Annotated in this window: 22 protein-coding genes; 8 read left to right on the top strand and 14 right to left on the bottom strand. The window is 69.6% G+C overall.

Features of this window, described 5'->3' with window-relative positions; all coding sequences use genetic code 11:
* Positions 1 to 12: 12 nt before the first annotated feature.
* From manA to FK531_RS19500, 4 genes are all read right to left on the bottom strand, one after another.
* Positions 13 to 1,245, bottom strand: a complete 1,233-nt coding sequence (gene manA, locus FK531_RS19515; protein ID WP_142102322.1) for a mannose-6-phosphate isomerase, class I — start codon at positions 1,243 to 1,245, stop codon at positions 13 to 15.
* On the bottom strand, positions 1,245 to 2,363 hold the full coding sequence (locus FK531_RS19510; RefSeq protein ID WP_142102320.1) for a tobH protein: 1,119 nt from the start codon (positions 2,361 to 2,363) through the stop codon (positions 1,245 to 1,247). Before FK531_RS19510 ends, manA begins: the two co-directional genes overlap by 1 nt.
* Before the next feature lie 43 nt (positions 2,364 to 2,406).
* Positions 2,407 to 3,783, bottom strand: coding sequence for a phosphomannomutase/phosphoglucomutase (locus FK531_RS19505; protein WP_142102318.1), 1,377 nt, complete (start codon positions 3,781 to 3,783; stop codon positions 2,407 to 2,409).
* An 89-nt stretch (positions 3,784 to 3,872) separates the two neighbouring features.
* Positions 3,873 to 4,250 (bottom strand): DUF3499 domain-containing protein, encoded by a 378-nt coding sequence (locus FK531_RS19500; protein WP_142102316.1) that lies wholly within the window; start codon positions 4,248 to 4,250, stop codon positions 3,873 to 3,875.
* An 81-nt stretch (positions 4,251 to 4,331) separates the two neighbouring features.
* On the opposite strand from FK531_RS19500, the gene FK531_RS19495 reads away from it, so the two are divergent.
* Positions 4,332 to 4,826: a metallopeptidase family protein gene (locus FK531_RS19495; protein ID WP_142102314.1), complete on the top strand. Its 495-nt coding sequence runs from the start codon at positions 4,332 to 4,334 to the stop codon at positions 4,824 to 4,826.
* Between the two features lie 41 nt (positions 4,827 to 4,867).
* On the opposite strand, the gene FK531_RS19490 is transcribed toward FK531_RS19495, so the two are convergent.
* Positions 4,868 to 5,101 (bottom strand): WhiB family transcriptional regulator, encoded by a 234-nt coding sequence (locus tag FK531_RS19490; protein WP_181763043.1) that lies wholly within the window; start codon positions 5,099 to 5,101, stop codon positions 4,868 to 4,870.
* A gap of 481 nt (positions 5,102 to 5,582) precedes the next feature.
* Here FK531_RS19490 and cofD point away from each other — a divergent pair, with 481 nt between their 5' ends.
* From cofD to FK531_RS19470, 4 genes are read left to right on the top strand one after another with little or no spacing between them, the layout of a single operon-like run.
* Positions 5,583 to 6,542, top strand: a complete 960-nt coding sequence (gene cofD, locus FK531_RS19485) for a 2-phospho-L-lactate transferase (RefSeq protein ID WP_142102312.1) — start codon at positions 5,583 to 5,585, stop codon at positions 6,540 to 6,542.
* A complete protein-coding gene (locus FK531_RS19480; RefSeq protein WP_142102310.1) occupies positions 6,539 to 7,888 on the top strand; it encodes a coenzyme F420-0:L-glutamate ligase in 1,350 nt (449 codons plus the stop codon). The genes cofD and FK531_RS19480 overlap by 4 nt, the downstream gene beginning before the upstream one ends.
* Positions 7,885 to 8,457, top strand: coding sequence for an NUDIX hydrolase (locus FK531_RS19475; RefSeq protein ID WP_142102308.1), 573 nt, complete (start codon positions 7,885 to 7,887; stop codon positions 8,455 to 8,457). Before FK531_RS19480 ends, FK531_RS19475 begins: the two co-directional genes overlap by 4 nt.
* Before the next feature lie 29 nt (positions 8,458 to 8,486).
* The gene (locus FK531_RS19470) at positions 8,487 to 9,098 is read left to right on the top strand and encodes a hypothetical protein (RefSeq protein WP_142102306.1); all 612 of its coding nucleotides are present in this window, start codon (positions 8,487 to 8,489) and stop codon (positions 9,096 to 9,098) included.
* A gap of 171 nt (positions 9,099 to 9,269) precedes the next feature.
* Here FK531_RS19470 and FK531_RS19465 read toward each other — a convergent pair whose 3' ends face one another.
* The 4 genes from FK531_RS19465 to rfbD all read right to left on the bottom strand — a co-directional run bounded on the left by FK531_RS19465 (position 9,270) and on the right by rfbD (position 12,953).
* A complete protein-coding gene (locus FK531_RS19465) occupies positions 9,270 to 10,055 on the bottom strand; it encodes an SGNH/GDSL hydrolase family protein (RefSeq protein ID WP_142102304.1) in 786 nt (261 codons plus the stop codon).
* Between the two features lie 64 nt (positions 10,056 to 10,119).
* On the bottom strand, positions 10,120 to 11,199 hold the full coding sequence (gene manB, locus FK531_RS19460) for a mannose-1-phosphate guanylyltransferase (protein ID WP_142102302.1): 1,080 nt from the start codon (positions 11,197 to 11,199) through the stop codon (positions 10,120 to 10,122).
* Entirely contained in the window at positions 11,189 to 12,082 is an 894-nt protein-coding gene (locus tag FK531_RS19455) for a glycosyltransferase family 2 protein (RefSeq protein ID WP_142102300.1), read from the bottom strand. The genes manB and FK531_RS19455 overlap by 11 nt, the downstream gene beginning before the upstream one ends.
* A 10-nt stretch (positions 12,083 to 12,092) precedes the next feature.
* Positions 12,093 to 12,953 (bottom strand): dTDP-4-dehydrorhamnose reductase, encoded by an 861-nt coding sequence (rfbD, locus tag FK531_RS19450; protein ID WP_246098272.1) that lies wholly within the window; start codon positions 12,951 to 12,953, stop codon positions 12,093 to 12,095.
* Between the two features lie 185 nt (positions 12,954 to 13,138).
* Here rfbD and FK531_RS19445 point away from each other — a divergent pair, with 185 nt between their 5' ends.
* Positions 13,139 to 14,614, top strand: coding sequence for an LCP family protein (locus FK531_RS19445; RefSeq protein ID WP_435531074.1), 1,476 nt, complete (start codon positions 13,139 to 13,141; stop codon positions 14,612 to 14,614).
* 14 nt (positions 14,615 to 14,628) lie between these two features.
* Positions 14,629 to 15,363: a TIGR03089 family protein gene (locus FK531_RS19440; RefSeq protein ID WP_181763037.1), complete on the top strand. Its 735-nt coding sequence runs from the start codon at positions 14,629 to 14,631 to the stop codon at positions 15,361 to 15,363.
* Here the strand turns inward: FK531_RS19440 and FK531_RS22495 are convergent.
* Positions 15,360 to 15,515 carry a hypothetical protein gene (locus tag FK531_RS22495; protein ID WP_181763036.1) on the bottom strand — a complete coding sequence of 52 codons (156 nt, stop codon included), beginning with the start codon at positions 15,513 to 15,515 and terminating at the stop codon, positions 15,360 to 15,362. The genes FK531_RS19440 and FK531_RS22495 overlap by 4 nt on opposite strands.
* A 297-nt stretch (positions 15,516 to 15,812) precedes the next feature.
* Here FK531_RS22495 and FK531_RS19435 point away from each other — a divergent pair, with 297 nt between their 5' ends.
* Positions 15,813 to 16,661: a type IV toxin-antitoxin system AbiEi family antitoxin domain-containing protein gene (locus tag FK531_RS19435; RefSeq protein ID WP_181763035.1), complete on the top strand. Its 849-nt coding sequence runs from the start codon at positions 15,813 to 15,815 to the stop codon at positions 16,659 to 16,661.
* An 81-nt stretch (positions 16,662 to 16,742) separates the two neighbouring features.
* On the opposite strand, the gene FK531_RS19430 is transcribed toward FK531_RS19435, so the two are convergent.
* The 4 genes from FK531_RS19430 to FK531_RS19415 all read right to left on the bottom strand — a co-directional run bounded on the left by FK531_RS19430 (position 16,743) and on the right by FK531_RS19415 (position 20,700).
* Entirely contained in the window at positions 16,743 to 17,462 is a 720-nt protein-coding gene (locus FK531_RS19430) for a response regulator (RefSeq protein ID WP_142102295.1), read from the bottom strand.
* Between the two features lie 3 nt (positions 17,463 to 17,465).
* Positions 17,466 to 18,656, bottom strand: coding sequence for a sensor histidine kinase (locus FK531_RS19425; protein WP_142102293.1), 1,191 nt, complete (start codon positions 18,654 to 18,656; stop codon positions 17,466 to 17,468).
* Between the two features lie 82 nt (positions 18,657 to 18,738).
* Complete coding sequence (locus tag FK531_RS19420; RefSeq protein ID WP_142102291.1) at positions 18,739 to 19,899, bottom strand: acyl-CoA dehydrogenase; 1,161 nt, start codon at positions 19,897 to 19,899, stop codon at positions 18,739 to 18,741.
* 126 nt (positions 19,900 to 20,025) lie between these two features.
* Positions 20,026 to 20,700 carry a TetR family transcriptional regulator gene (locus tag FK531_RS19415; RefSeq protein ID WP_142102289.1) on the bottom strand — a complete coding sequence of 225 codons (675 nt, stop codon included), beginning with the start codon at positions 20,698 to 20,700 and terminating at the stop codon, positions 20,026 to 20,028.
* Positions 20,701 to 20,704 lie beyond the last annotated feature (4 nt).

Here is a 20,704-nt window from a genome sequence, read left to right as displayed (position 1 = left end):
TGTCCGTGTCGCTCAGCCGACCGCGGCGCTGAACAGTTGCGCGGTCGCCGAGCGGGCCGCCGCCGTCACCGCGGGGTCCGCGGCGGCGATCCAGGCCGCGTCGCCGCGTTCGAGTGCCAGGGTGGCGTCGCCGCTGCGAAGTGTGACAGATCCGGCAGTGCACAGCAGGATCCGTGGTCCAGCGAGTTCGAAATCGACGCTCACCGGGTGCGACTGCCCGCCGTCGGACAGGTCGATCCGGGACAACGAGAACTCCGGTGCGGGAGTGTCGTAGACGAGTACCGGCGACCCGGACAGTGCGGCGGGCATCCGGACGGGCCCGGTCAGCGGTTCGAAGTCCAGTACCCGCAACAGTTCCGGGACGTCGACGTGCTTGGGTGTCAGGCCGCCGCGCAGCACGTTGTCGGAGTTGGCCATCACCTCGACCGCGAGGCCGTGCAAGTAGGCGTGCAGGTTTCCGGCGGCCAGGTACAGGCCCTCGCCCGGTTCCAGGGTCACCCGGTTGAGCAGCAGCGAGGCCAGCACCCCGGCGTCACCCGGGTAGGACTCGCCGAGGCCCAGCACGGTCTGGACCTCGCGGGCGTACCTGCGCTCGGTGGCCGGGCCCGACAGGTAACGCACGCACCCCTCGAGGATCTGCGGCAGCAACGCACTCAGCGCGGGCGGCGGCAGCGTGATCCAGGTGGTGAACAGCGCCCGCAGCCCGGACGAATCGGCTTGCCCGGCAAGCAGTCCGATGTAGTTGTCCAAGGCAGGGACGTCAAGTGCCCGAAGCAGTTCGACCGTACGGTGCGGATCGCGGAAGCCGGCCAGCACCTCGAACCTGGTGAGCGCCACGACCAGTTCGGGCTTGTGGCTGTCGTCGCGGTAGTTGCGCACCGGCGAGTCCAGCGGGATCCCGGCGGCCTCCTCCCGTGCGAAGCCCTCCTTCGCCTGCTCGGCGCTCGGATGCGCCTGCAGCGAGAGCGCCTCCTCCGCCGCGAGCAGCTTGAGCAGGAACGGCAACCGGTCACCGAATCCGGCCCGCGCCCGCTCACCGAGCTGGCCCGCCGGGTCCGCGGTGATCGCATCCAACAGCGACACCGACCGGTCGCCGATCAGAAGCCTCGCCGGGTCTGCCGGGTGGGCGCCGAGCCACAGTTCGGCTTCGGGGTGGTTCGACGGCACGGGACGACCGCACAGTTCGGCGATCGCCGTGCGGGAACCCCAGGCATAGGTGCGCAGCGCGCCCTGCAGCAGCTGCACTAGCTGCCACCGATCAGGTGCAGGTACGCGGCCGCCATCTCCAGGCGCACCGCCGTCACCGCCAACTGCTCGACCTCGGTGCGCTCCCTGCTCTGCGGGCCCCTCATCTCGCCGTCCCCCATCTCGATCGAATCCTCGTCCCCCATCGTCACCAGGTCCGCGTCCGGCAACACCGCGATGCGGCGCGCCGTCAGCTGCCGGGACGCCGCGGTCGCCAGCACGAGGACCCGCACCGGCGCGCTCGGCGCGGGACCGTCGAGTTCCTCGTCGTGGAAGATCGGGTCGTAGTCCCCGCCGGACGCGCCACCGCCGCGGGCGATCCGATCGCTCGCGGCCACCACCTCACCCAGGTCGGCTGCCGCGGCCACCACACCCGCGGTGCGCAACAGAACCTCCGCGCCGTGCCGGGCGAGCGCCGTCGTGGACGGCCCGTCGCCGGCCAGCACCACGCGACGCCCGCGCATCCGCACGGCGAGCGACTTGGCCGGATTGTGGAACACCTCGTTGTCGGGACGGTCGCGCACCGCCTCGGCGTCGAGTTCGTCCGCGAGCTCCGCCAGATCCGGGAAAAGACCTGCGGTCCGGCCCGATTCGAGCGTCGCGACGACCGCGAGCCCCGCCGCGAGATAACGCAGGAAGCCGTTCCGGTCGGGCACCCGAACGCGCGGCGGCAGCGCCATCGCGCGGCCCGCGCCGACCGCGCGCAACGGTCCCTCGTCGGGCGCCACCAGGACGACCTCCGCGCCCCGGCGCATCGCGGAGTCCGCGGCGTCGAGCAGTCGGTTGTCGCCGGCGTCGTCACCAGCGACGACCACCACGTCCAGCGGACCGACCCACGGCGGCACCGCAGGCAGGTGCAGGATCGGGATCCCCACCTTCGGCCCGGCCGTCGCGATGAGCACGGTCGCGGCGCGACCGGCCCTGCCGCCGCCGGTCACCATGACCACACTGCGCGGCCGCATGTCCTTGATCCGGTCGAGCGCGCCCTCGGTGACGGCCGCTGCAGTGGCCCGGACCTGCGCCCCGCCCAGCGCTGCCGAGCGCATCACGCCCTCGGAATCGGCGGCGGCGACGCTCGCGGCGTCATCGAGATCCAGAAGGGGTGACGGAGCCGTCATGGCAACCTTCCTTTCACTCGATTCCTCAACACTGTGCGCCCCCTCAGGCGCGCACCACTGCCAGTATCTCAGCAACGAGCCCATCGACCTCGTCGGTGGTCCGGGCCTCCACGTTCAGTCGCAGCAGCGGCTCGGTGTTCGACGCCCGCAGGTTGAACCAGGCGCCGTCGGCCAGGTTCACGGTCACGCCGTCGAGCCGGTCCACCGACTGCGACCGGTCCGCGAACGCATCCAGTACGGCCGCCGTCCGCTCGGCGGCGTCGGCGACGGTCGAGTTGATCTCGCCGGACGCCGCGTACCGGTCGTACTTGCTCATCAGCTCCGAGAGCGGACGGTCCTGCTCGCCCAGCGCGGCCAGCACGTGCAGTGCCGCCAGCATCCCCGAGTCGGCGCCCCAGAAGTCACGGAAGTAGTAGTGCGCCGAGTGCTCGCCGCCGAAAACGGCGCCGGTCTCGGCCATCTGCTGCTTGATGAACGAGTGCCCGACACGGGTGCGCACCGGGACGCCACCGAGTTCGGTCACGAGTTCGGGGACCGCACGGGAGGTGATCAAGTTGTGGATGATCGTCGCCCCCGGCTCCTTGGCCAGTTCACGTTCGGCGACCAGCGCAGTCACGGCCGACGGCGAGACCGGCTGACCGAGCTCGTCCACCACGAAGCAGCGGTCCGCGTCGCCGTCGAACGCCAGCCCGATGTCCGCACCCGTGCTGCGCACGTACGCCTGCAGGTCCACCAGGTTCTTCGGGTCGAGCGGGTTGGCCTCGTGATTGGGGAACGAGCCGTCGAGCTCGAAGTACAGCGGCAGGGTCGTCAGCGGCAGCGGGCCGAGCACGGCGGGCACCGTGTGGCCGCCCATCCCGTTGCCCGCGTCGGCGGCCACGGTCAGCGGCCGCATCGCGGACAGATCGACCAGACCGCGCAGGAAGGAGGCGTACTCGTCGAGCACGTCACGCTCGGTGACCGAGCCGCGCTCGCGGTCGCTCGCGGGCACGCCCTCGATCAGCTCGGCCGCGACGGTCGCCAGACCGGTGTCCTGGCCGACCGGCTTGGCACCGGCGCGGCACAGCTTGATCCCGTTGTAGCGGGCGGGATTGTGGCTGGCGGTGAACATGGCGCCCGGGCAGTCGAGCAGGCCGGACGCGAAGTACAGCTCGTCGGTGGAGGCCAGCCCGATCAGGACCACGTCCAGCCCCTGCGAGGTGACTCCGTCAGCGAAGGCAGCGGCCAACTCCGGAGACGAGGCACGCATGTCGTGCCCGATCACGACACGAGCCGCGGGCCGGGCCTGATCGTCGCGGACGAGTCGGGCGAACGCACCTGCGACGTCCCGGACGAAGTCGACGTCCAACTGCTCACCGACGACGCCGCGAATGTCGTATGCCTTGACGACGGCATGGACGGATTCGGCGGTACGGGCCACTGCATTACTCCTGCGTTCGGGGACGGTCTTGATCGCGCGCTGTATCGGACAGCCTAGTGCCCCGCACGGCCGGACAGCGCCCGGCGCGACTAGCTGGTCGGGTCGGGAAGTACCCGCAGATGACCTCGGCGGCCGGTCCTGGTGTTGACCTGGCTCAGCGCGTCCTCCGACCGACCTTCCGACGTTCCGCGCTCGCCGCGGCCCGCCTCCCGGACCGCCTCGGCCAACGCCGTCAGGTCGTCCTCGTCGGGCGTGGGGCTGGCGAATCCGCCCTCGTAGCGCACCAGCTCCCACCCCTTGGGGGCGGTGATCCGGGACGCGTGGGAATCGCACAGGTCCCAGGAATGCGGTTCGTCGACGGTCGCCAGCGGACCGACCACGGCGGTCGAGTCCGAGTAGACATACGTCAGCGTCGCAACGGCGGGGTTCTTACACCCAGGCCGGCAGCATCGACGCAGTGCTCTCACGTCTGTGAGGGTAGCCCTCCACCTCTGCGACGCCTACTCGGACACACCGGAAGGGTTTGGGTGTCGGTAGGATTGACCCTCATGCGCAGAGCCCGACACGGACGTCCACTGAGTTCCCGTTCGGTGGCTCGGCGAGGCCGGGGCATCCGTGGACCGGTCTTTCCGGAGCACGTGCCCGCCTGGCGCAGCCGCGCGGAGAAGTTCGACATGCTGGTGCTCGAGGCGTTCGCACCGATCGACGCACGTTGGCACGACCGCATCACCAAACTCGACATCGCCGTCGACGAAGTGCCGAAAATCCGTGCGCTGGACCCGGATTCCGTGACCTGGCCGCCGGAGGTCGTGGCGGAGGGACCCGTGCCGCTGTCGCGACTGGTCCCGGCCGGCGTCGATCGACACGGCACCGCAACGCGGGCGCGCCTGGTGCTGTTCCGCAGGCCGCTCGAACTGCGCGCCAAACGCCAGGACGACCTGGTCGATCTGCTCAACGAGGTCCTGGTGCGTCAGGTCGCGACCTACCTCGGGGTGGATCCCGAAGTGATCGATCCCGACCTCACCGACGACCCTGACGAATGAAAAACCGTTGGTGCGATTGAGCACCAACGGTTTTCAGTCGTTCAGACGATGCCGCGCTTGAGGCGCCGGCGCTCGCGCTCGGAGAGGCCACCCCAGATCCCGAATCGTTCGTCGTTCGCCAGCGCATACTCGAGGCACTCGTCGCGAACCTCGCAGCCGAGGCAGATGCGCTTGGCCTCCCGCGTCGAGCCACCCTTCTCAGGGAAGAACGCCTCGGGATCGGTCTGCGCGCACAGCGCGCGCTCCTGCCACTGATCCTCGATCGACTCGAACATGTCGTCGAATCCGTTGACGATCAGGCTGAGTTGTGGACGATCACTGATCGCGTCGCCCTGAATTCGGCGGCCATCCCCCGATGCGCCCGCCCTGGAATCGGTCTGCGGTTCGTTGCCAAGCTCGCTGAGATGAGTAAAAGACTCCTCGTGCAGAGTGGACATCCGTTCCGCCTCCTCACCTTTGATAGCGCAGAATCTCCTGAATGATTGAATCCCCGGATATGCCATTCCCGTGGGAACGAGCGTTCGAATCAAGGCCCACCGCAAACCATCTCGGGTGACGACCTCGGAATGACATACCTGTGATTAGACACGGACTGCAGTGGCGGGTCAAGCCGTCGGGAGAATTCCCCTACCACCACGGAGACCGATTCCATGCCGTCGCCGCATTCGTGCGCGTCATCCGCGTGTCGCATCGGCCACGCCGGTGGGCACGGTGCCGCTCCACCGAGTAACGACAGGCCGCCTAGGCTGTTGGCCTGTGAGAGTCACTGTATTGGTCGGCGGAGTCGGCGGGGCGCGTTTTCTGCAGGGTGTGCGAAGCCTGCTCACGGAATCGGACGAGATCACCGCGATCGTCAACGTCGGCGACGACGTGTGGATGCACGGTCTTCGCATCTGTCCGGACCTCGACACCTGCATGTACACCCTCGGTGGGGGCATCGATCCCGAGCGCGGCTGGGGTCACGTCGGCGAAACCTGGAACGCCAAGGAGGAACTCGCGGCCTACGGCGCGAAGCCCGACTGGTTCGGCCTCGGCGACCGCGACATCGCGACCCACCTGATCCGCTCGCAGATGCTCCGCACCGGGTATCCGCTGTCCGCGGTGACCGAGGCGCTGTGCAACCGCTGGCAGCCGGGGGTCAGGCTGATCCCGGTGACCGACGATCGCAGCGAAACCCACGTCGTCATCACCGATCCCACCGACGACGAGCAACGTGCCATCCATTTCCAGGAGTGGTGGGTGCGCTACCGCGCCCAGGTACCGACGCACAGCTTTGCCCACGTCGGCGCCGACAAGGCCACCCCCGCCCCCGGCGTGCTCGAGGCTCTCGAGAACGCGGACGCGGTCCTGCTCGCCCCGTCGAACCCGGTGGTGAGCGTCGGCGCGATCCTGGCGGTTCCGGGGATCCGCGGCGCCCTGCGGACCGGCCGGGCGAAGGTGGTCGGACTGTCTCCAGTGATCGACGGTAAACCGTTGCGCGGCATGGCCGACGAATGCCTCGAGGTGATCGGCGTGCAGACGTCCGCCGAGGCGATCGGCCGCTACTACGGATCCCGGTCCGAGACCGGGATCCTCGACGGCTGGCTCGTTCACGAGACCGACACCGCGGACGTGCCCGGGGTCGCCGTCGAGTCGGTCCCGTTGCTGATGACCGATCCCGAGACCACCGCCGAGATGGCTCGCGCCGCGCTGCGGCTGGCCGGGGTGAGTGTGTGAGCGCCGTCGCCGACCACGGCGCCGGCGGCGCCGTGGAGATCCTGCCCGTCCCCGGACTGCCGGAGTTCCGGCCCGGCGACGACCTCGCCGCCGCGATCGCCGCGGCCGCGCCGTGGCTCGCCGACGGCGACGTACTGGTCGTGACCAGCAAGATCGTCTCCAAGGTCGAGGGCCGGATCGTTCAGTCCCCGACCGACCCCGACGAAAGGGACGCCGCCCGAAGGGTTCTCGTCGACCAGGAGGCAGTACGGGTGGTCGCCCGCAAGGGCCGCACCCTGATCACCGAGAATCGCCTCGGCATCGTCCAGGCCGCCTCGGGGATCGACGGTTCGAACGTCCACCCCGCCGAACTGGCCCTGCTGCCGGAGGATCCCGACGCCAGCGCGCGGGCCCTGCGAGAGCGGATCACGCAGCTGCTCGGAGTCACCGTGGCAGTCGTGGTCACCGACACGATGGGCCGGGCCTGGCGGCACGGCCAGACCGACGCCGCGATCGGCTCCGCGGGCCTGCCGGTGCTGCACGGTTACGCCGGCTCGGTGGATGCGCAAGGCAACGAACTGTTCGTCACCTCCGTGGCGATTGCGGACGAGCTGGCCGCGGCCGGCGACCTCGTCAAGGGCAAGGTCGGCAGCCTCCCCGTCGCGGTGGTGCGCGGAATATCGCTCGAGGACGACGGATCCGGGGCGAAAGACCTGCTCCGACGCGGCGAGGAAGACCTGTTCTGGCTCGGCACCAACGAGGCGCTCGCCCAGGGCCGCGGCGAGGCGCTCCTGCTGCGCCGGTCGATCCGCGAGTTCTCCTCCGAATCCGTCGACCCACATGCGGTGCGGGACGCGATCGCGGAAGCGTTGACCGCACCCGCGCCGCACCACACCCGCCCGGTGCGGTTCGTCTGGATCAGGACTGCCGCCACCCGGCTCCGACTGCTCAATGCGATGCGCGAGCAGTGGCGGGCGGACCTCACCGCCGACGGACTGAGCGAGGCCGCGATCGCCAAACGGCTCGACCGCGGCAACATCCTCTTCGAGTCGCCCGAGCTGGTGATCCCCTTCTGCGTGCCCGACGGGGCGCACTCGTACCCGGACGACGGTCGCACCCGCGCCGAGCAGACCATGTTCACCGTCGCCGCGGGTGCCGCGGTGCAGGGTCTGCTGGTGTCGTTGGCCACCAAGGGAATCGGCAGTTGCTGGATCGGGTCCACGATCTTCGCCGCGGACCTGGTGCGGGACGAACTCGGACTGCGGGCCGACTGGCAGGCGCTCGGCGCGATCGCGATCGGCAACCCTGTCGAGCCGCCCACGCCGCGCCCGCCGGTGGCGCCGGGCGAGCTACTGGTGGAGATGTGAGCGCGCAGTCCCTCCATCGCTCCGCGCGAGAGGCGTTGGTGGACTGGCGGACTCCGGACGCCGCCGACGAGTCGCTGCGGCACACCATGCTCGCGTTCCTCGACTCGGCGCCGCTCGGGTGCCTGCGCGAGCACGCCCCCGGACACATCACCGCCTCGTCACTGGTGCTCAGCGAGGATCGGCGACAGGTGCTACTGACCCTGCATCCGCGGGTCGGGCGGTGGATCCAGCTCGGCGGACACTGCGAGCCGGGCGACGCGACGGTCGTCGACGCGGCGCTGCGCGAGGCCACCGAGGAGTCCGGTGTCGAGGGTCTGCGGATCGATCCGGCGTTGTTGTCCGCGCACACCCACCCGATCACCTGCTCTCTCGGGCAGCCCACCCGGCATCTGGATCTGCGGTTCCTGGTGTGGGCGCCGACCGACGCGCCGATCGTGCGATCCGACGAGTCCACCGACCTGAGGTGGTGGCCGGTCGACGCGCTGCCGGACACCGCGGAGCGCGAGACCATCGATCACCTCGTCACCCTGGCCCGCCTGCGCACCGACGGAATCCAGACGGCCGACTGATCGACCCGTCGGCGGCTACTGTCGGGCGCATGACGCCGCCGATGAGACTGCTGCGCCTGTTCGCACTCAGCGCGGCGGTCGCGCTCGTCGTCAGCATCATCGCCGCCGGCCCACTGGTGTCGCTGTTCCGGGACGGACTTCACCTCGGGTGCACGTCGACCCGAATCGACGGCATGACGGGGTGGATCTGTCCCGACGGAATCGCTTACGCCATACCGGGATTGATGTTCGCTGCCACCGTCGGCGCCGTCACGCTCGTCATCGGCATCCGCTCGGCCTGTCGCGACGCCGACCCCGATGTCCGCCTCGCCTCTGCACGGCGCCTGGCGACGGCGGCAGCGGCCGCGCTCGTGCTGCAGGCGATCGCCTCGGTGCCCGCCGGGCTCAGCGGCGCCTACGGCGCGAGCGCGGCGTGGGGCGGCGGCGCGCTGGCCTGCGCGGGCGCGCTGGTTCTGGTCGCCCGCTCACGCAGCCGCCGGCTTCTTGCGGTCGCCTGCGTCGTCGCCGCCCTCGCGTCGGTGGCGGCAACGTGGGGAGCCTTGCTCGCCGCGCCGCTCCTGATCGCCCTGGCGGCTCTGCTCCTCGGCGCAGTCGCGCTCCTCACAGACCAACACGAGGCATCGACGGCAAGCCCTGACTGAACCCAGTGCGCTGACCGCGCCACTCACAGGACACCGCCCGACGCGACTCAGCTCGGCGCAGCTCAGAAAACACCAACTTGCATCAAATCCAATCTGTACAGATTGGGGCGATCTGTACAGATTGGATTTGTGACGCATTGTGTGTTTCTCGCGGCCGGGCGACGCGGCCAGTCAGTCCTGGACCGAGATCGGGCCCAGCTCTGGCCTTCTCGCGGTGACGGTGTCGCCCGACGACCTGCCGGTGAGGCGTCGACCGATCCACGGGCCGAGGAAGTCCTTGGTCCAGGTGTAGTTCACCCGGCGCCGCTCCGCCGTGGTCTGGACCGGGACCGGCCCGAGATCGGGCGCGTCCAGCTCGTGCGGCACGCCGAGCGCGTCGAGCACCTCGACCGCCATCCGCTCGTGCCCCGGGGTCGCCATGTGCAGGCGGTCCCAGTCCCACATCCGCTCGTCGTCGTAGCCGTCGAACCGCCAGAAGTCGACCAGGGTCGCGCCGTGCCGCTCGACCACCTCGCGGACGAGCTCGTTGTAGACGGCGGTGCGGCCGCGCATCGCCTTGAAGATCGCGTTCCAGCCGGCGTCGTACGCGGTCCACACCGCGACTCTCGCACCGGTCGCGGTGAGCTTGCCGATCGCGGCGTCGTAGCGCTCGACCAGGCCGTCGATGTCCACCGACGGCCGCATCATGTCGTTGCCGCCCGCGTACACCGTGACCAGATCCGGCTCGAGCGCGACGGCCGCATCCAACTGATCGTCGAGAACCTGGTCGAGGAGCTTTCCGCGCACAGCCAGATTGGCGTACCCGAACTCGTCGGTGCGGGTGGCGAGCTGCTCTGCGACCCGGTCGGCCCAGCCCCGGAGCCCGTTCGGCCGCGACGGCGCAGGGTCCCCGAGTCCCTCGGTGAACGAGTCCCCGAGCGCGACGTAGCGATGAAAAACAGGTTCCGGCGAGTTCACCCGATCGATCTTGCCAGCGTGCGCCCGGTCACACCGAGCTGGGGGTTGCAGTCGGCAACAGAACTCACACGTCGGTGGAGAACCGCACCCCGCCGTCGGGCAGCGCGACACCCGGCCACACCCGAGCGCCGCGAAGCAGCTCGCAGCGCGCTCCGATGTCGGCACCGTCCCCGATCACCGCGTCGCGCACCAGTGCGCGCGGGCCGATCCGGGCACCGAAACCGACGATGGAACGCTCCACCGTCGCGCCCGCCTCGACTACTGCGCCGTCGAACAGGATCGCCCCGTCCAGGCGCGCACCCGCGCCGACCTCGGCGCCGCGGCCGACCACGGTGCCACCGATCAGCACCGCACCCGGCGCGATGCCCGCGCCGGGATGCACCAGCGACTCCCCGCGCTGTCCGTCCAGGGCGGGCGACTGCGCGACACCGCGAACGAGGTCGGCGGAACCGTGCACGAAATCCTCGGGGGTCCCCATGTCGCGCCAGTACGAGTTGTCCACGAACCCGAACACCCGGCGCCCGTCGGCGAGCAGGCTGGGGAACACCTCACGCTCCACCGACACCGGACGCCCGGCCGGGATCTTCTCGATGATCTCGCGCTTGAAGACGTAGCAGCCGGCATTGATCTGGTCGGTCGGCGGATCCTGGGTCTTCTCCAGGAAGTCGGCGACCCGGCCGTCGCCGTCGGTGGTCACACAGCCGAACGCGCGCGGATCGCCGACCCGCACCAGGTGCAGCGTCACGTCCGCTTCGTGCTCGGTATGGCTGGCCAGCACGTCGCGCAGGTCCATCCCGCCGAGCACGTCGCCGTTGAAGACGATGACGTTGTCGGCGCGCAGTTTCGGCAGCACGTTGCGGATACCGCCACCGGTGCCGAGCGGCTCGGTCTCGGTGACGTACTCGATCTCGAGGCCCAGGTCGGACCCGTCGCCGAAGTACTCCTCGAAGACCTCGGCCTTGAAGGAGGTGCCGAGCACCACGTGCGTGATCCCGGCCGCCTTGATCCGCGCCAGCAGGTGCGTCAGGAACGGCACCCCGGCCGTCGGCAACATCGGCTTCGGTGCGGAGAGGGTCAGCGGCCGCAGCCGGGTGCCCTTCCCGCCGACCAGCACCACCGCGTCCACGGGCGTGTCACTTGCCATCGTCGGTCATCCCCTCGTTTTTCGCCCTGCTCCGTACGGCCGCCGCAACGGCCACCTTCGATCGCACCGCGAGCCCCCCCTTGAGTGCCCAGCGCAACGGCGCTTGCCACCAGTGCGGATGCCGATCCGCCTGGAATCGGTACGCGCTCTGGTGATGTGCGGGCAGCATCAGTTCCGGATGCCGTCCCGCCGCGTGCCCCTTCGCGTGCGTGACCTCCGCGGTCGGTACGAACACGTTGTGCCAGCCGGCCCGGCCGAGCCGGTCGCCGAGGTCCACGTCCTCCATGTACATGAAGTACCGCGAGTCGAACCCGTTGATCGAGTCGAACGCGGCCCGCCGCACCAGAAGGCAGGATCCGGACAGCCACCCGACCGACCGCTCGGAGATCTGCTCGTCCTCCTGGCGGTACCGCTTGGTCCACGGGTTCGACGGCCACACCGTGCCGAGCACTGCGTGCCCGGCACCGGAGACCAGTCCCGGTACGTGCCGAGCCGACGGATACACGCTGCCGTCCGGCTCGAGAACCAGCGGTCCCAACGCACCCGCCCGCGGCCACCGCGCCGCGGCGTCGAGCAACGCGTCGATCGAACCGGCGCCCCAGCGGATGTCGGGGTTGGCGATCATCACGAACTCGCACGCGGGGTCCAGCTCGGCGACCGCGCGGTTGATCGCACCGCCGTAGCCGATGTTCCCGCCGGTCCGCAGCAGTCGCACGTTCGAATTCGTCTCGGCGGCGGCTTCCGGCGCTCCGTCGGTGGACCCGTTGTCGGCCATCACGACATGCGTCGACAACCGGGTTGCGTCCTCGAGACTGTCCAGGAATTCCTGGAGATGTCTGCCGGGCGAATACGTCACCGTCACCACGGCCAGCTGCGAACTCACGCGGGCAAGACTAGTCGCTGGCGGGGGACGCCATCGCCAAGGCCGCCTCCAGCGCCTCGGGCCAGGGCCGCAGCGGGGTCAGCCCGGCGGCCGCCCAGGACGCCGGGGACAGCACCGAATACGCAGGCCGGGGCGCCGGGCGCGGGAACTGCGCACTGCTGCACGGGTGCACTCGGGCCGGGTCGGCACCCACCCCGGAGAAGACGGCCCGGGCGAGCTCGAACCAACTGGCCTGCCCGGAATTCGTGGCGTGCAGCACCCCACCCGCGACGTCCTCACGGCCGGCCAGTTCGAGCAGTCCCGCCGCGAGGTCGCCGGCGTATGTCGGCGACCCGACCTGATCGTCCACGACGTCGACGGTCTCGCGGTCGCGTTGCAGCCGCAGCATGGTCGCGACGAAGTCCGTTCCGACCCCGCTGTACACCCACGCCGTGCGCACCACCACCGCGCCCGGATCGGCCTCGAGGACCGCCCGCTCGCCCGCGAGTTTGGTGCGCCCGTAGACGGTTCGCGGGCCTGTCGGCGCATCCGGCTCGTAGGGAACGCCCGCGTCGCCGGCGAACACGTAGTCGGTGGACACGTGGACCAACTGCGCTCCGACCCGTGCGCACGCCCGTGCGAGGTTGCGCGCCCCGTCGACGTTGACCCGCTGCGCGTCCGCCTCGTCGGTCTCGGCGGCGTCGACGGCGGTGTATGCGGCGCAGTTGAGCACCACCGAGCCGGGTTCGACGGCGTCACGCACCGCACCCGCGTCAGCGATGTCGAGCTCGCCCGACGACAGCCCGACCATGTCCAGCCGGGCCTCGGCACCGCGTCGCAGCAGCGCTGTCCCGAGCTGTCCGCGGGCACCGGTCACAAGGATCCTTCTCACAGCGCAGAGTCTGGCACGCCGGAACGAGGTCACCGGGATGCTGGCTGTTCGCCAGTAGCCTGGAACGCGGGTCGGACCACAGCACATCGACGGAGGGGCAGCGTTTGCCGGACAAGAAGGTGCCGGACCGGACAGCATCGGGCAGGACCGGGTCGGGAGGCGGGAGGCCACGCGACGACGGGTCGGTGGCCGCGTCGGGAACTCGACGGCTCACCGCACGGCCCGTCCAACTCGCGATCGCCACTCTCTCCGTCCTGGTACTGGTGATCACCGGCTTCGCCTGGCGCAGCGTGGACTCCCTCGAGTCGAACCTCGCCACCACCCGACTGGGTCTCGGCGGCGTCAAGGACGGCGCCGTCGACATCCTGATGGTCGGCACCGACAGTCGCACCGACGCGCACGGAAACCCGCTCTCGCGTGAGGAACTCGCCTCCCTGCACGCCGGTGACGCGGAGGCCGACAACACCGACACCATCGTCCTCGTGCGGATCCCGAGCAACGGCGACTCCGCGACCGCGATCTCCATCCCCCGCGACTCCTACGTCAAGGTGCCCGGGATCGGGATGTCGAAGATCAACGCCGCGTTCGGGGCCACCAAGGCGACCGAGAAACAGAAGTTGCTCAACGAGGGCACGCCGGAGGCCGACGCCGACCGGCAGGCCACCCAGGCCGGTCGCGAGGCGTTGATCAAGTCGGTCGCGGACCTGACCGGCATCACCGTCGATCACTACGCCGAGATCGGCCTGCTCGGCTTCGTGCTGCTCACCGACGCGGTCGGCGGCGTCGACGTGTGTCTGAACAATGCGGTCGACGAGCCGATGTCCGGGGCGAAGTTCCCAGCCGGCGAGCAGACCCTCACCGGGTCCAACGCCCTCTCGTTCGTCCGGCAGCGGCACGACCTGCAGCGCGGCGACCTCGACCGGATCGTGCGCCAGCAGGTGTTCATGGCCTCGCTGGTGCATCAGGTACTCAGCGCGAAGACCTTGAGCAACCCCGGCAAGCTCAACCAACTCAGCGCGGCGGTCCAACGGTCCGTGGTCCTCGACGAGGACTGGGACATCATCGGATTCGCCCGGCAACTGCAGAACGTCGCCGGCGGTCAGGTCAAGTTCGAGACCATCCCGGTCATCGACATCAACGCCACGACCGACTACGGCGAGTCCATCGTCCAGGTCGACCCGAAGGCGGTCCACAAGTACGTCGCGTCCCTTGCAGGCGAGGAACCGGACACCGGTTCGTCGACTCCGACCGTCGACCCGTCGACCGTCACCGTCGACGTCTCCAACGACAGCGGGATCGGTGGCCTGGCCGCCCGGGTGTCGGAGACACTGTCCGCCGAGGGCTACGGGCACGGAGTGGTCGGCAACAACACCGGCACCTCGGTCAGCACCAGTCGCGTCCTGGCCGCCGACGCCGACTCGGCCGCCGCCAAGTCCGTGGCCGCGGCGCTCGGCGGCGTGCAGGTGGTCGGCGACAGTTCGCTGCCCTCGGGCACGGTCCGGGTCGTCATCGCCGCCGACTACACCGGCCCCGGGTCGGGGTCGGCGAGCACGTCCGCCGACCCCACGTCTGGCATCCTCGACCCGGGCACCAGCCCGACCCCGGCGCCACCAGGCCCGGCGATCGACGCGAGCAGCAAGGGCGCCAAGTGCGTCAACTAGAGAACGGCGACAACGTGGCAGACCAGAACAGCTCGACCGGCAACCTCACCGGCGACCTGCTCGACCCGATCCTGCGGCAGGATCCGGCGACCCCGCGCATCACCTACTACGACGACGCAACCGGTGCACGCATCGAGTTGTCCGCGTTGACGCTCGCGAACTGGGCGGCCAAGACCGCGAACCTGGTGCGTGACGAGTTCGGCCTCGCCCCCGGCGCGCGCGTGTCCGTGCTGCTGCCTGCGCACTGGCAGTCGGCGGCGGTGTTGCTCGGTTGCTGGTGGGCGGGTCTGGAAGTCGTGCTCGCCGCGGACCTCGACGCCGATCTCGCACTGGTGACCGCGGACCGACTCGACGACGTGGCCGACGTCGCCGAGGTGGCGGCGCTGTCCCTGGACGCGTTCGGCCGGCCCGTGGAGAACCTGCCGGTCGGGGTCACCGACTACGCCACGTCCGTGCGCGTGCACGGCGACCAGTTCCGGCCGGACCGGGCGGATCCGTCCGCGGCCGCACTGGACGGACAGTCGGTCGGGCACGTCCTGCAGGCGGCCCGCGATTCCGCTGCCGCGCAAGGGTTTTCCGGAACCGACAGGGTGCTGTCCACCTCGCAGTGGTCGAACGCCCGGGACTTGACCGACGGCCTGCTCGCCGTGCTGTCGGTCGGAGCGTCCCTGGTTCAGGTGGACAACCTGGACGAGACGCGAATCGAACGGCGGATCGAGAGCGAGAAGGTCACCGCCCGGCGGGCCTAGCTCATACTGCCGAGCCCACCCAGCGCGCCGAGCGGGCTGGTGCCGCCGCCACCCTTCCCCGTCCCGCCACCCTGGCCGTTCTGCATGCCCGCCATCAGGTCCATGACAAGTTTCATCAGGTCCTGGACGACGTCCATCGTGATCGAACCCATAGGTCTTCACTCCTCCGGTTGCCAGAGCCGTTCGACTACTGGCAACCATTGAACGCCTGCTCCCCGCCGCGCACGGCGGGATCGCGCGGACGCGACACCGAGTGCACAAACGCGACGGGCGACGAGTGCCCGGAGTCTTCTCACACTCCGTGACCCGGATACGCGAAAACCGCCGCAGGTACCACGGAATGTGCGCCCACTCCGGGTTGTCCACAGGTCCTGATTTCATCCACAGGCCACGACGTTTCCCCAGGACGACTCGAGATGTCATCCGCCCCGCCGCGCGATGGTCTCGGCATGAATCCATTCGGAGTACGTACCCGCGACGAACTACTCGCGTCGGGTGTCAGCAGCAGCACCATCCACGACCGATGCCGCAGCGGCAGGTACACGCGCCTGCTTCCGGGCATCTACTGCATTGTCGAGCCCACCCCGCACGCACACTGCTCGGCCGCCGTCCTCTGGCAACCCGACGCCGTGCTCAGTCACCGGACCGCCGCCTGGCTGTGGAACATGCTGCCTGCCCCGACGATGATCGAAGCCTCCGTCCCCGCCGGCACCAGCGTCCGGCCACCGAGTTGGCTCAAGCTGTACCGGCGTGAGATCTCCGCCGAGAACGTCACCTCGGCATGGGGTTTGCCGACCGCCGATCCCGAACGCGCCATGCTGGATTCGGTCGCCGTCCTGCCGCGGCACGAGGCGGACGCCATGGTCGACGACCACATCCGGACGAAGGTGAACGCCAGGAAGCTGCATCTGATGTGCGAGTTGGACGCCGGCCGGGTCGGCGTCCGCGAACAACGCAGGCAGCTGTATGCCGCGGCCGGCTGGGCAGCGTCGGAACCCGAGCGAATCTTCGGTCGTGCGTTGGCCGCCCGGCGCTGCAAGCTCGAACCGAACCATCCTGTGGGAACGTACTTCTGCGACTTCGTCGACGAGCGCTCCCGAACGATCGTGGAGATCGACGGCCGCGAGTTCCACAGCGAACCCGAGGTGTTCCGCAAGGACCGTCGGCGTCAGAACTGGCTTCTGCTCGACGGTTGGCTGATCCTGCGATACGCGGCGTACGACGTGTACCAACACCTGGACGAGATCGCGGACGAGGCAGTGCGGGTGGTGCGAAAGAGGAGGAGAACGAGGAGGTGATCCACCGGAGTCTTCTCACATTCTGCGACCCGGATGCGCGAAAACCGCCGCCGATACCACGGAATGTGTGCCCACTCCGGTCTAGCCGCCGAGCAGATCCTCCGGCTGCACCAGTCCGGTCTGATAGGCGAACACCACCGCCTGCACGCGGTCGCGGGATCCGGTCTTCGAGAGCACCCGCCCCACGTGAGTTTTCACTGTGGCCTCGGAGACGAAGAACTTCTGCGCGATCTCGGCGTTCGACAAGCCGTGTGCCATCGCCTCGAGCACCTCCGATTCCCTCGGCGTCAGATCGTCCGGCAACTGCGGTCTGACGACGGCCGACGAACCGGTCAGCAGCGGTCCCACATGCTGGAGCAGCCGCCGGGTCGAACGGGCGGCGATCACCGCGTCGCCGCGGTACACGGTGCGCAACGCGCCGAGCAGTTCCTCCGGCTGGGCGTCCTTGAGCAGGAAACCACTGGCGCCGGCGGAGATCGCGCCGACCACGTACTCGTCGTTGTCGAAGGTGGTGAGCACCACCACCTTCGGAGCGGATTCCAGCGCGGTCAGCCGACGCGTCGCCTCGATGCCGTCCATGTTCGGCATCTGCACGTCCATCAGCACCACGTCGACCGGGGTGCGCGCGAGCTCCCGCAGCGCCTGCTCGCCGTCCGAGGCCTCGACCGCCACCTGTAGGTCCGACTGCGAGTCGATCACCATCCGGAACCCGGCCCGCACCAGTTGCTGGTCGTCGACCAGAGCAATCCGGATCGGGCCTTCCGCCCCGGCCGTCCCACGCTCCCCGAACGTCTCGGACACCCGTCATTCCCCTCTCTCGTAAGGCAACTCGGCGTGCACGCGGAATCCGCCGCCGACCGCCGGTGCCGCACTGAAGCGCCCGCCGTACAGTTCGACGCGTTCGCGCATCCCGATCACGCCCTGACCGCCCGCACTCGGTTCGACCAGGGCGCCGTACGCCCCGCCGCCGTCGTCCTCGATCGTCAACTCCAGCGCACTGTCGGTCCAGTGCTCGCGGACCTGGACGCGGGCGGCGCGGCCTGCGTGCTTGAGCACGTTCGTCAACGATTCCTGCGCGATCCGGTAGGCCGTCAACTCGGCGCCCGTCGACAAGGCCCGACGCTCCCCCACCGACGTGTGCTCGACTGCCAGGCCCCCGGCGCGGATCTCCTCGATCAGTGCATCCATGTCGGAAACCCCTGGGGTGGACGCGTAGTCGCGGGGCCGGTCCTCCCGCAGCACCGACAGCAGTGCGCGCATGTCCGTCAGCGCCTGCCGACCGGTGTCCGAGATCGTGGTCAGTGCCGCGATCGCCGCCTCGGGGTCGGCCTTCGCGCTGTACCGGCCGCCGTCCGCCTGGGCGATCACCACGGTCAACGAGTGGGCCACGATGTCGTGCATCTCGCGGGCGATCCGGGTGCGCTCGTTGACGGCGGCGAGTTCTGCCTCCTGCGCGCGCTCGAGTTCGAGCAGTCGAGCCCGTTCCGTCAGGCCCGCGAGTTCCTGGTTGCGGACCCGGCGCAGGTCGCCGAACGCCCACACCGAGACGACGAACAGGACCAGGAAGGCCGTCGCGAAGACCTGCTCCTGCCAGGAGATCCCCTCGCCCCGGAAGTAGCGAGCGCCGGCGGCGACCGCACCGAGAATCGCAATGCCGAGGCCCCATCCACTGGCCCTGCGTGGCCCGTAGGCGGCGAGCGCGTACAGCGCGATCGGGACCGCAATCGCGGAGGCGAGCAACTGGTCCGGAATGACCACGACATGCACGGCGGCGAAGGCCGCGATGGTGAAACCCGATGCCGCGACCCGCGTTCGACGCCACGCCAGCGGGACGGTCATTCCGAGCGAGACGACCGTCCCGACGATCCCGGCGTCCGAGGCCAGTGCCGCGACCGCGCACAGCACGGACAGCACCGATGCGATCACCCGGTCGATCCCCGCGACGTGCTCACCGCTCCAGCGGTACCAGCGCTCACTCAGCGGGAATCGGGACATGGACCCAGCGTAGACACCCGAACCCGACAGACACCGGTGGCCGGTGAGCGAACTCACCGGCCACCAGTCGTCGGGCGTCAGCTCACTTGAGCAGTGCGCGCGACATCACGACGCGCTGAATCTGGTTGGTGCCCTCGTAGATCTGGGTGATCTTGGCGTCGCGCATCATCCGCTCGACCGGGAAGTCGGTGGTGTAGCCGGCGCCGCCGAACAGCTGCACGGCGTCGGTGGTGACCTCCATCGCGACGTCCGAGGCGAAGCACTTGGCGGCGGCGGAGATGAAACCGAGGTTCTTCTCGCCACGTTCGGCGCGGGCGGCGGAGGTGTAGACCATCAGACGCGCGGCTTCGATCTTCATCGCCATGTCCGCGAGCATGAACTGCACGGCCTGATTGTCCGCGATCGCCTTACCGAACTGCTTGCGGTCCTTGGTGTACGCCAGCGCGGCATCGAACGCACCCTGGGCCAGGCCGACGGCCTGTGCGCCGATGGTCGGGCGGGTGTGGTCGAGGGTCTGCAGTGCGGTCTTGAAGCCGGTGCCGGGCTCACCGATGATGCGGTCGCCGGGGATGCGGCAGTTCTCGAACGCGAGCTCGGCGGTGGGCGAACCCTTGATGCCGAGCTTGTGCTCGTAGCCGGTGACCGAGAAGCCCGGGTCGTCCTTGTGGACGATGAACGAGCTGATGCCGTTGGCGCCCTTGTCGGGGTCGGTCACGGCCATGACGGTGTACCAGGTGGACTTGCCGCCGTTGGTGATCCAGCACTTGCCGCCGTTGAGGATCCAGTCGTCGCCGTCCTGCTTGGCGCGGGTGCGCATGGAGGCGGCGTCGGATCCCGCCTCGCGCTCGGACAGCGCGTAGGACGCCATCGCCTCGCCGGACGCGAGCGTCGGCAGCACCTGCTGCTTGAGCTCCTCGGAGCCGTTGAGGATCAGGCCCATGGTGCCGAGCTTGTTGACGGCGGGGATCAGCGACGAGGAACCACAGACGCGGGCGACCTCCTCGATCACGATGCAGGTGGCGACGGAGTCGGCGCCCTGGCCGTCGTAGGCCTCGGGCACGTGGATGGCGTTGAAGCCCGAGTTCACCAGCGCGGTCAGCGCCTCCTCGGGGAACCGGGAGTTCCCGTCGACATCCTTGGCGTAGGGCGCGATCTCCTTCTCGGAGAGCGCGCGGATCGCCGAGCGCAGTTCGTTGTGCTCGTCGGCGAGCTTGAACAGGTCGAAGTCGGGATTTCCAGCCATCTGGTTGCTCCTCGTGCAGAGTCGTGGGGCGCGGCACTCAGTGCCATTCTTGGGTCATCATACCCCACCTGCTGAGACGTGGCCGGGTACGACGTGCCACCACAGCGGCACCGAGTGCCAACTTGCTCAGAGGCCGCCGAGTTCCAGCCGTCGCTGCAGCAGGTCCGCCACCTGCCGCGGCGCGGTACCGCGCGGAAACACCGCGACCACCATGTCGTCGCCGGCCCCGTCGCGCCCGCCCCGACGGTCGATGTCCCGGCGCAAGGCCGCCAGCGCTGACCGCAGTTCGGTCGAGGTCGTCGCGGCTCCGTCACGGACCATCCGCCGCAGCAGGTAGTTGTGCGTCGCGGTGACCGCGGCCGCGAACTGGACCATCGTCAGATCCTGTTCGTCCGGCAGCCTTGCGCGCAGGTAGTCGACGAACAGGCGCTCGTACCGGAAGCCGGTGACGATCTCGCGGTCGCGCAACGCGGGCACCTCGTGCACCACCGCGTACCGGCGGCTTGCCACGTCACGCCAGTGCGAGAACCGCTCGAAGACGATCATCGCGGCCTCGCACACCGCCGCCCACGGGTCCTCGTGTTCGGCGTCCAGGAATGCCGCCGCCTGCTCGAGCAGGATCTCGTGGTCCGCGAAGACCACGTCCTCCTTCGCCCGGAACTGACGGAAGAACGTGCGCCGCGAGATGCCCGCGGCCTCGGCGATCTCGTCGACGGTGGTCGCCTCGTAGCCCTTCTCCGCGAACAGTCGCAGGGCCTCCGACACCACCTGGAGCCTGAACCTGTCTGTGTCATCGGGCATGGCG

This window comes from Rhodococcus spelaei (assembly GCF_006704125.1).
In the GTDB taxonomy this organism is placed as follows: Bacteria; Actinomycetota; Actinomycetes; order Mycobacteriales; family Mycobacteriaceae; genus Rhodococcus_G; species Rhodococcus_G spelaei.
Note: the sequence above shows the minus strand (reverse complement) of the source record. Positions and strands in the feature narration are given on the sequence as shown.

Bases quoted from the DNA above. Each gene is read 5' to 3' on its own strand.
- FK531_RS19510 (WP_142102320.1), bottom strand. From the start codon at position 2,363: ATGACGGCTCCGTCACCCCTTCTGGATCTCGATGACGCCGCGAGCGTC.
- FK531_RS19495 (WP_142102314.1), top strand. From the start codon at position 4,332: ATGCGCAGAGCCCGACACGGACGTCCACTGAGTTCCCGTTCGGTGGCT.
- FK531_RS19490 (WP_181763043.1), bottom strand. From the start codon at position 5,101: ATGTTCGAGTCGATCGAGGATCAGTGGCAGGAGCGCGCGCTGTGCGCG.
- FK531_RS19470 (WP_142102306.1), top strand. From the start codon at position 8,487: ATGACGCCGCCGATGAGACTGCTGCGCCTGTTCGCACTCAGCGCGGCG.
- manB (WP_142102302.1), bottom strand. From the start codon at position 11,199: ATGGCAAGTGACACGCCCGTGGACGCGGTGGTGCTGGTCGGCGGGAAG.
- FK531_RS22495 (WP_181763036.1), bottom strand. From the start codon at position 15,515: ATGGGTTCGATCACGATGGACGTCGTCCAGGACCTGATGAAACTTGTC.
- FK531_RS19435 (WP_181763035.1), top strand. From the start codon at position 15,813: ATGAATCCATTCGGAGTACGTACCCGCGACGAACTACTCGCGTCGGGT.
- FK531_RS19425 (WP_142102293.1), bottom strand. From the start codon at position 18,656: ATGTCCCGATTCCCGCTGAGTGAGCGCTGGTACCGCTGGAGCGGTGAG.
- FK531_RS19420 (WP_142102291.1), bottom strand. From the start codon at position 19,899: ATGGCTGGAAATCCCGACTTCGACCTGTTCAAGCTCGCCGACGAGCAC.
- FK531_RS19415 (WP_142102289.1), bottom strand. From the start codon at position 20,700: ATGCCCGATGACACAGACAGGTTCAGGCTCCAGGTGGTGTCGGAGGCC.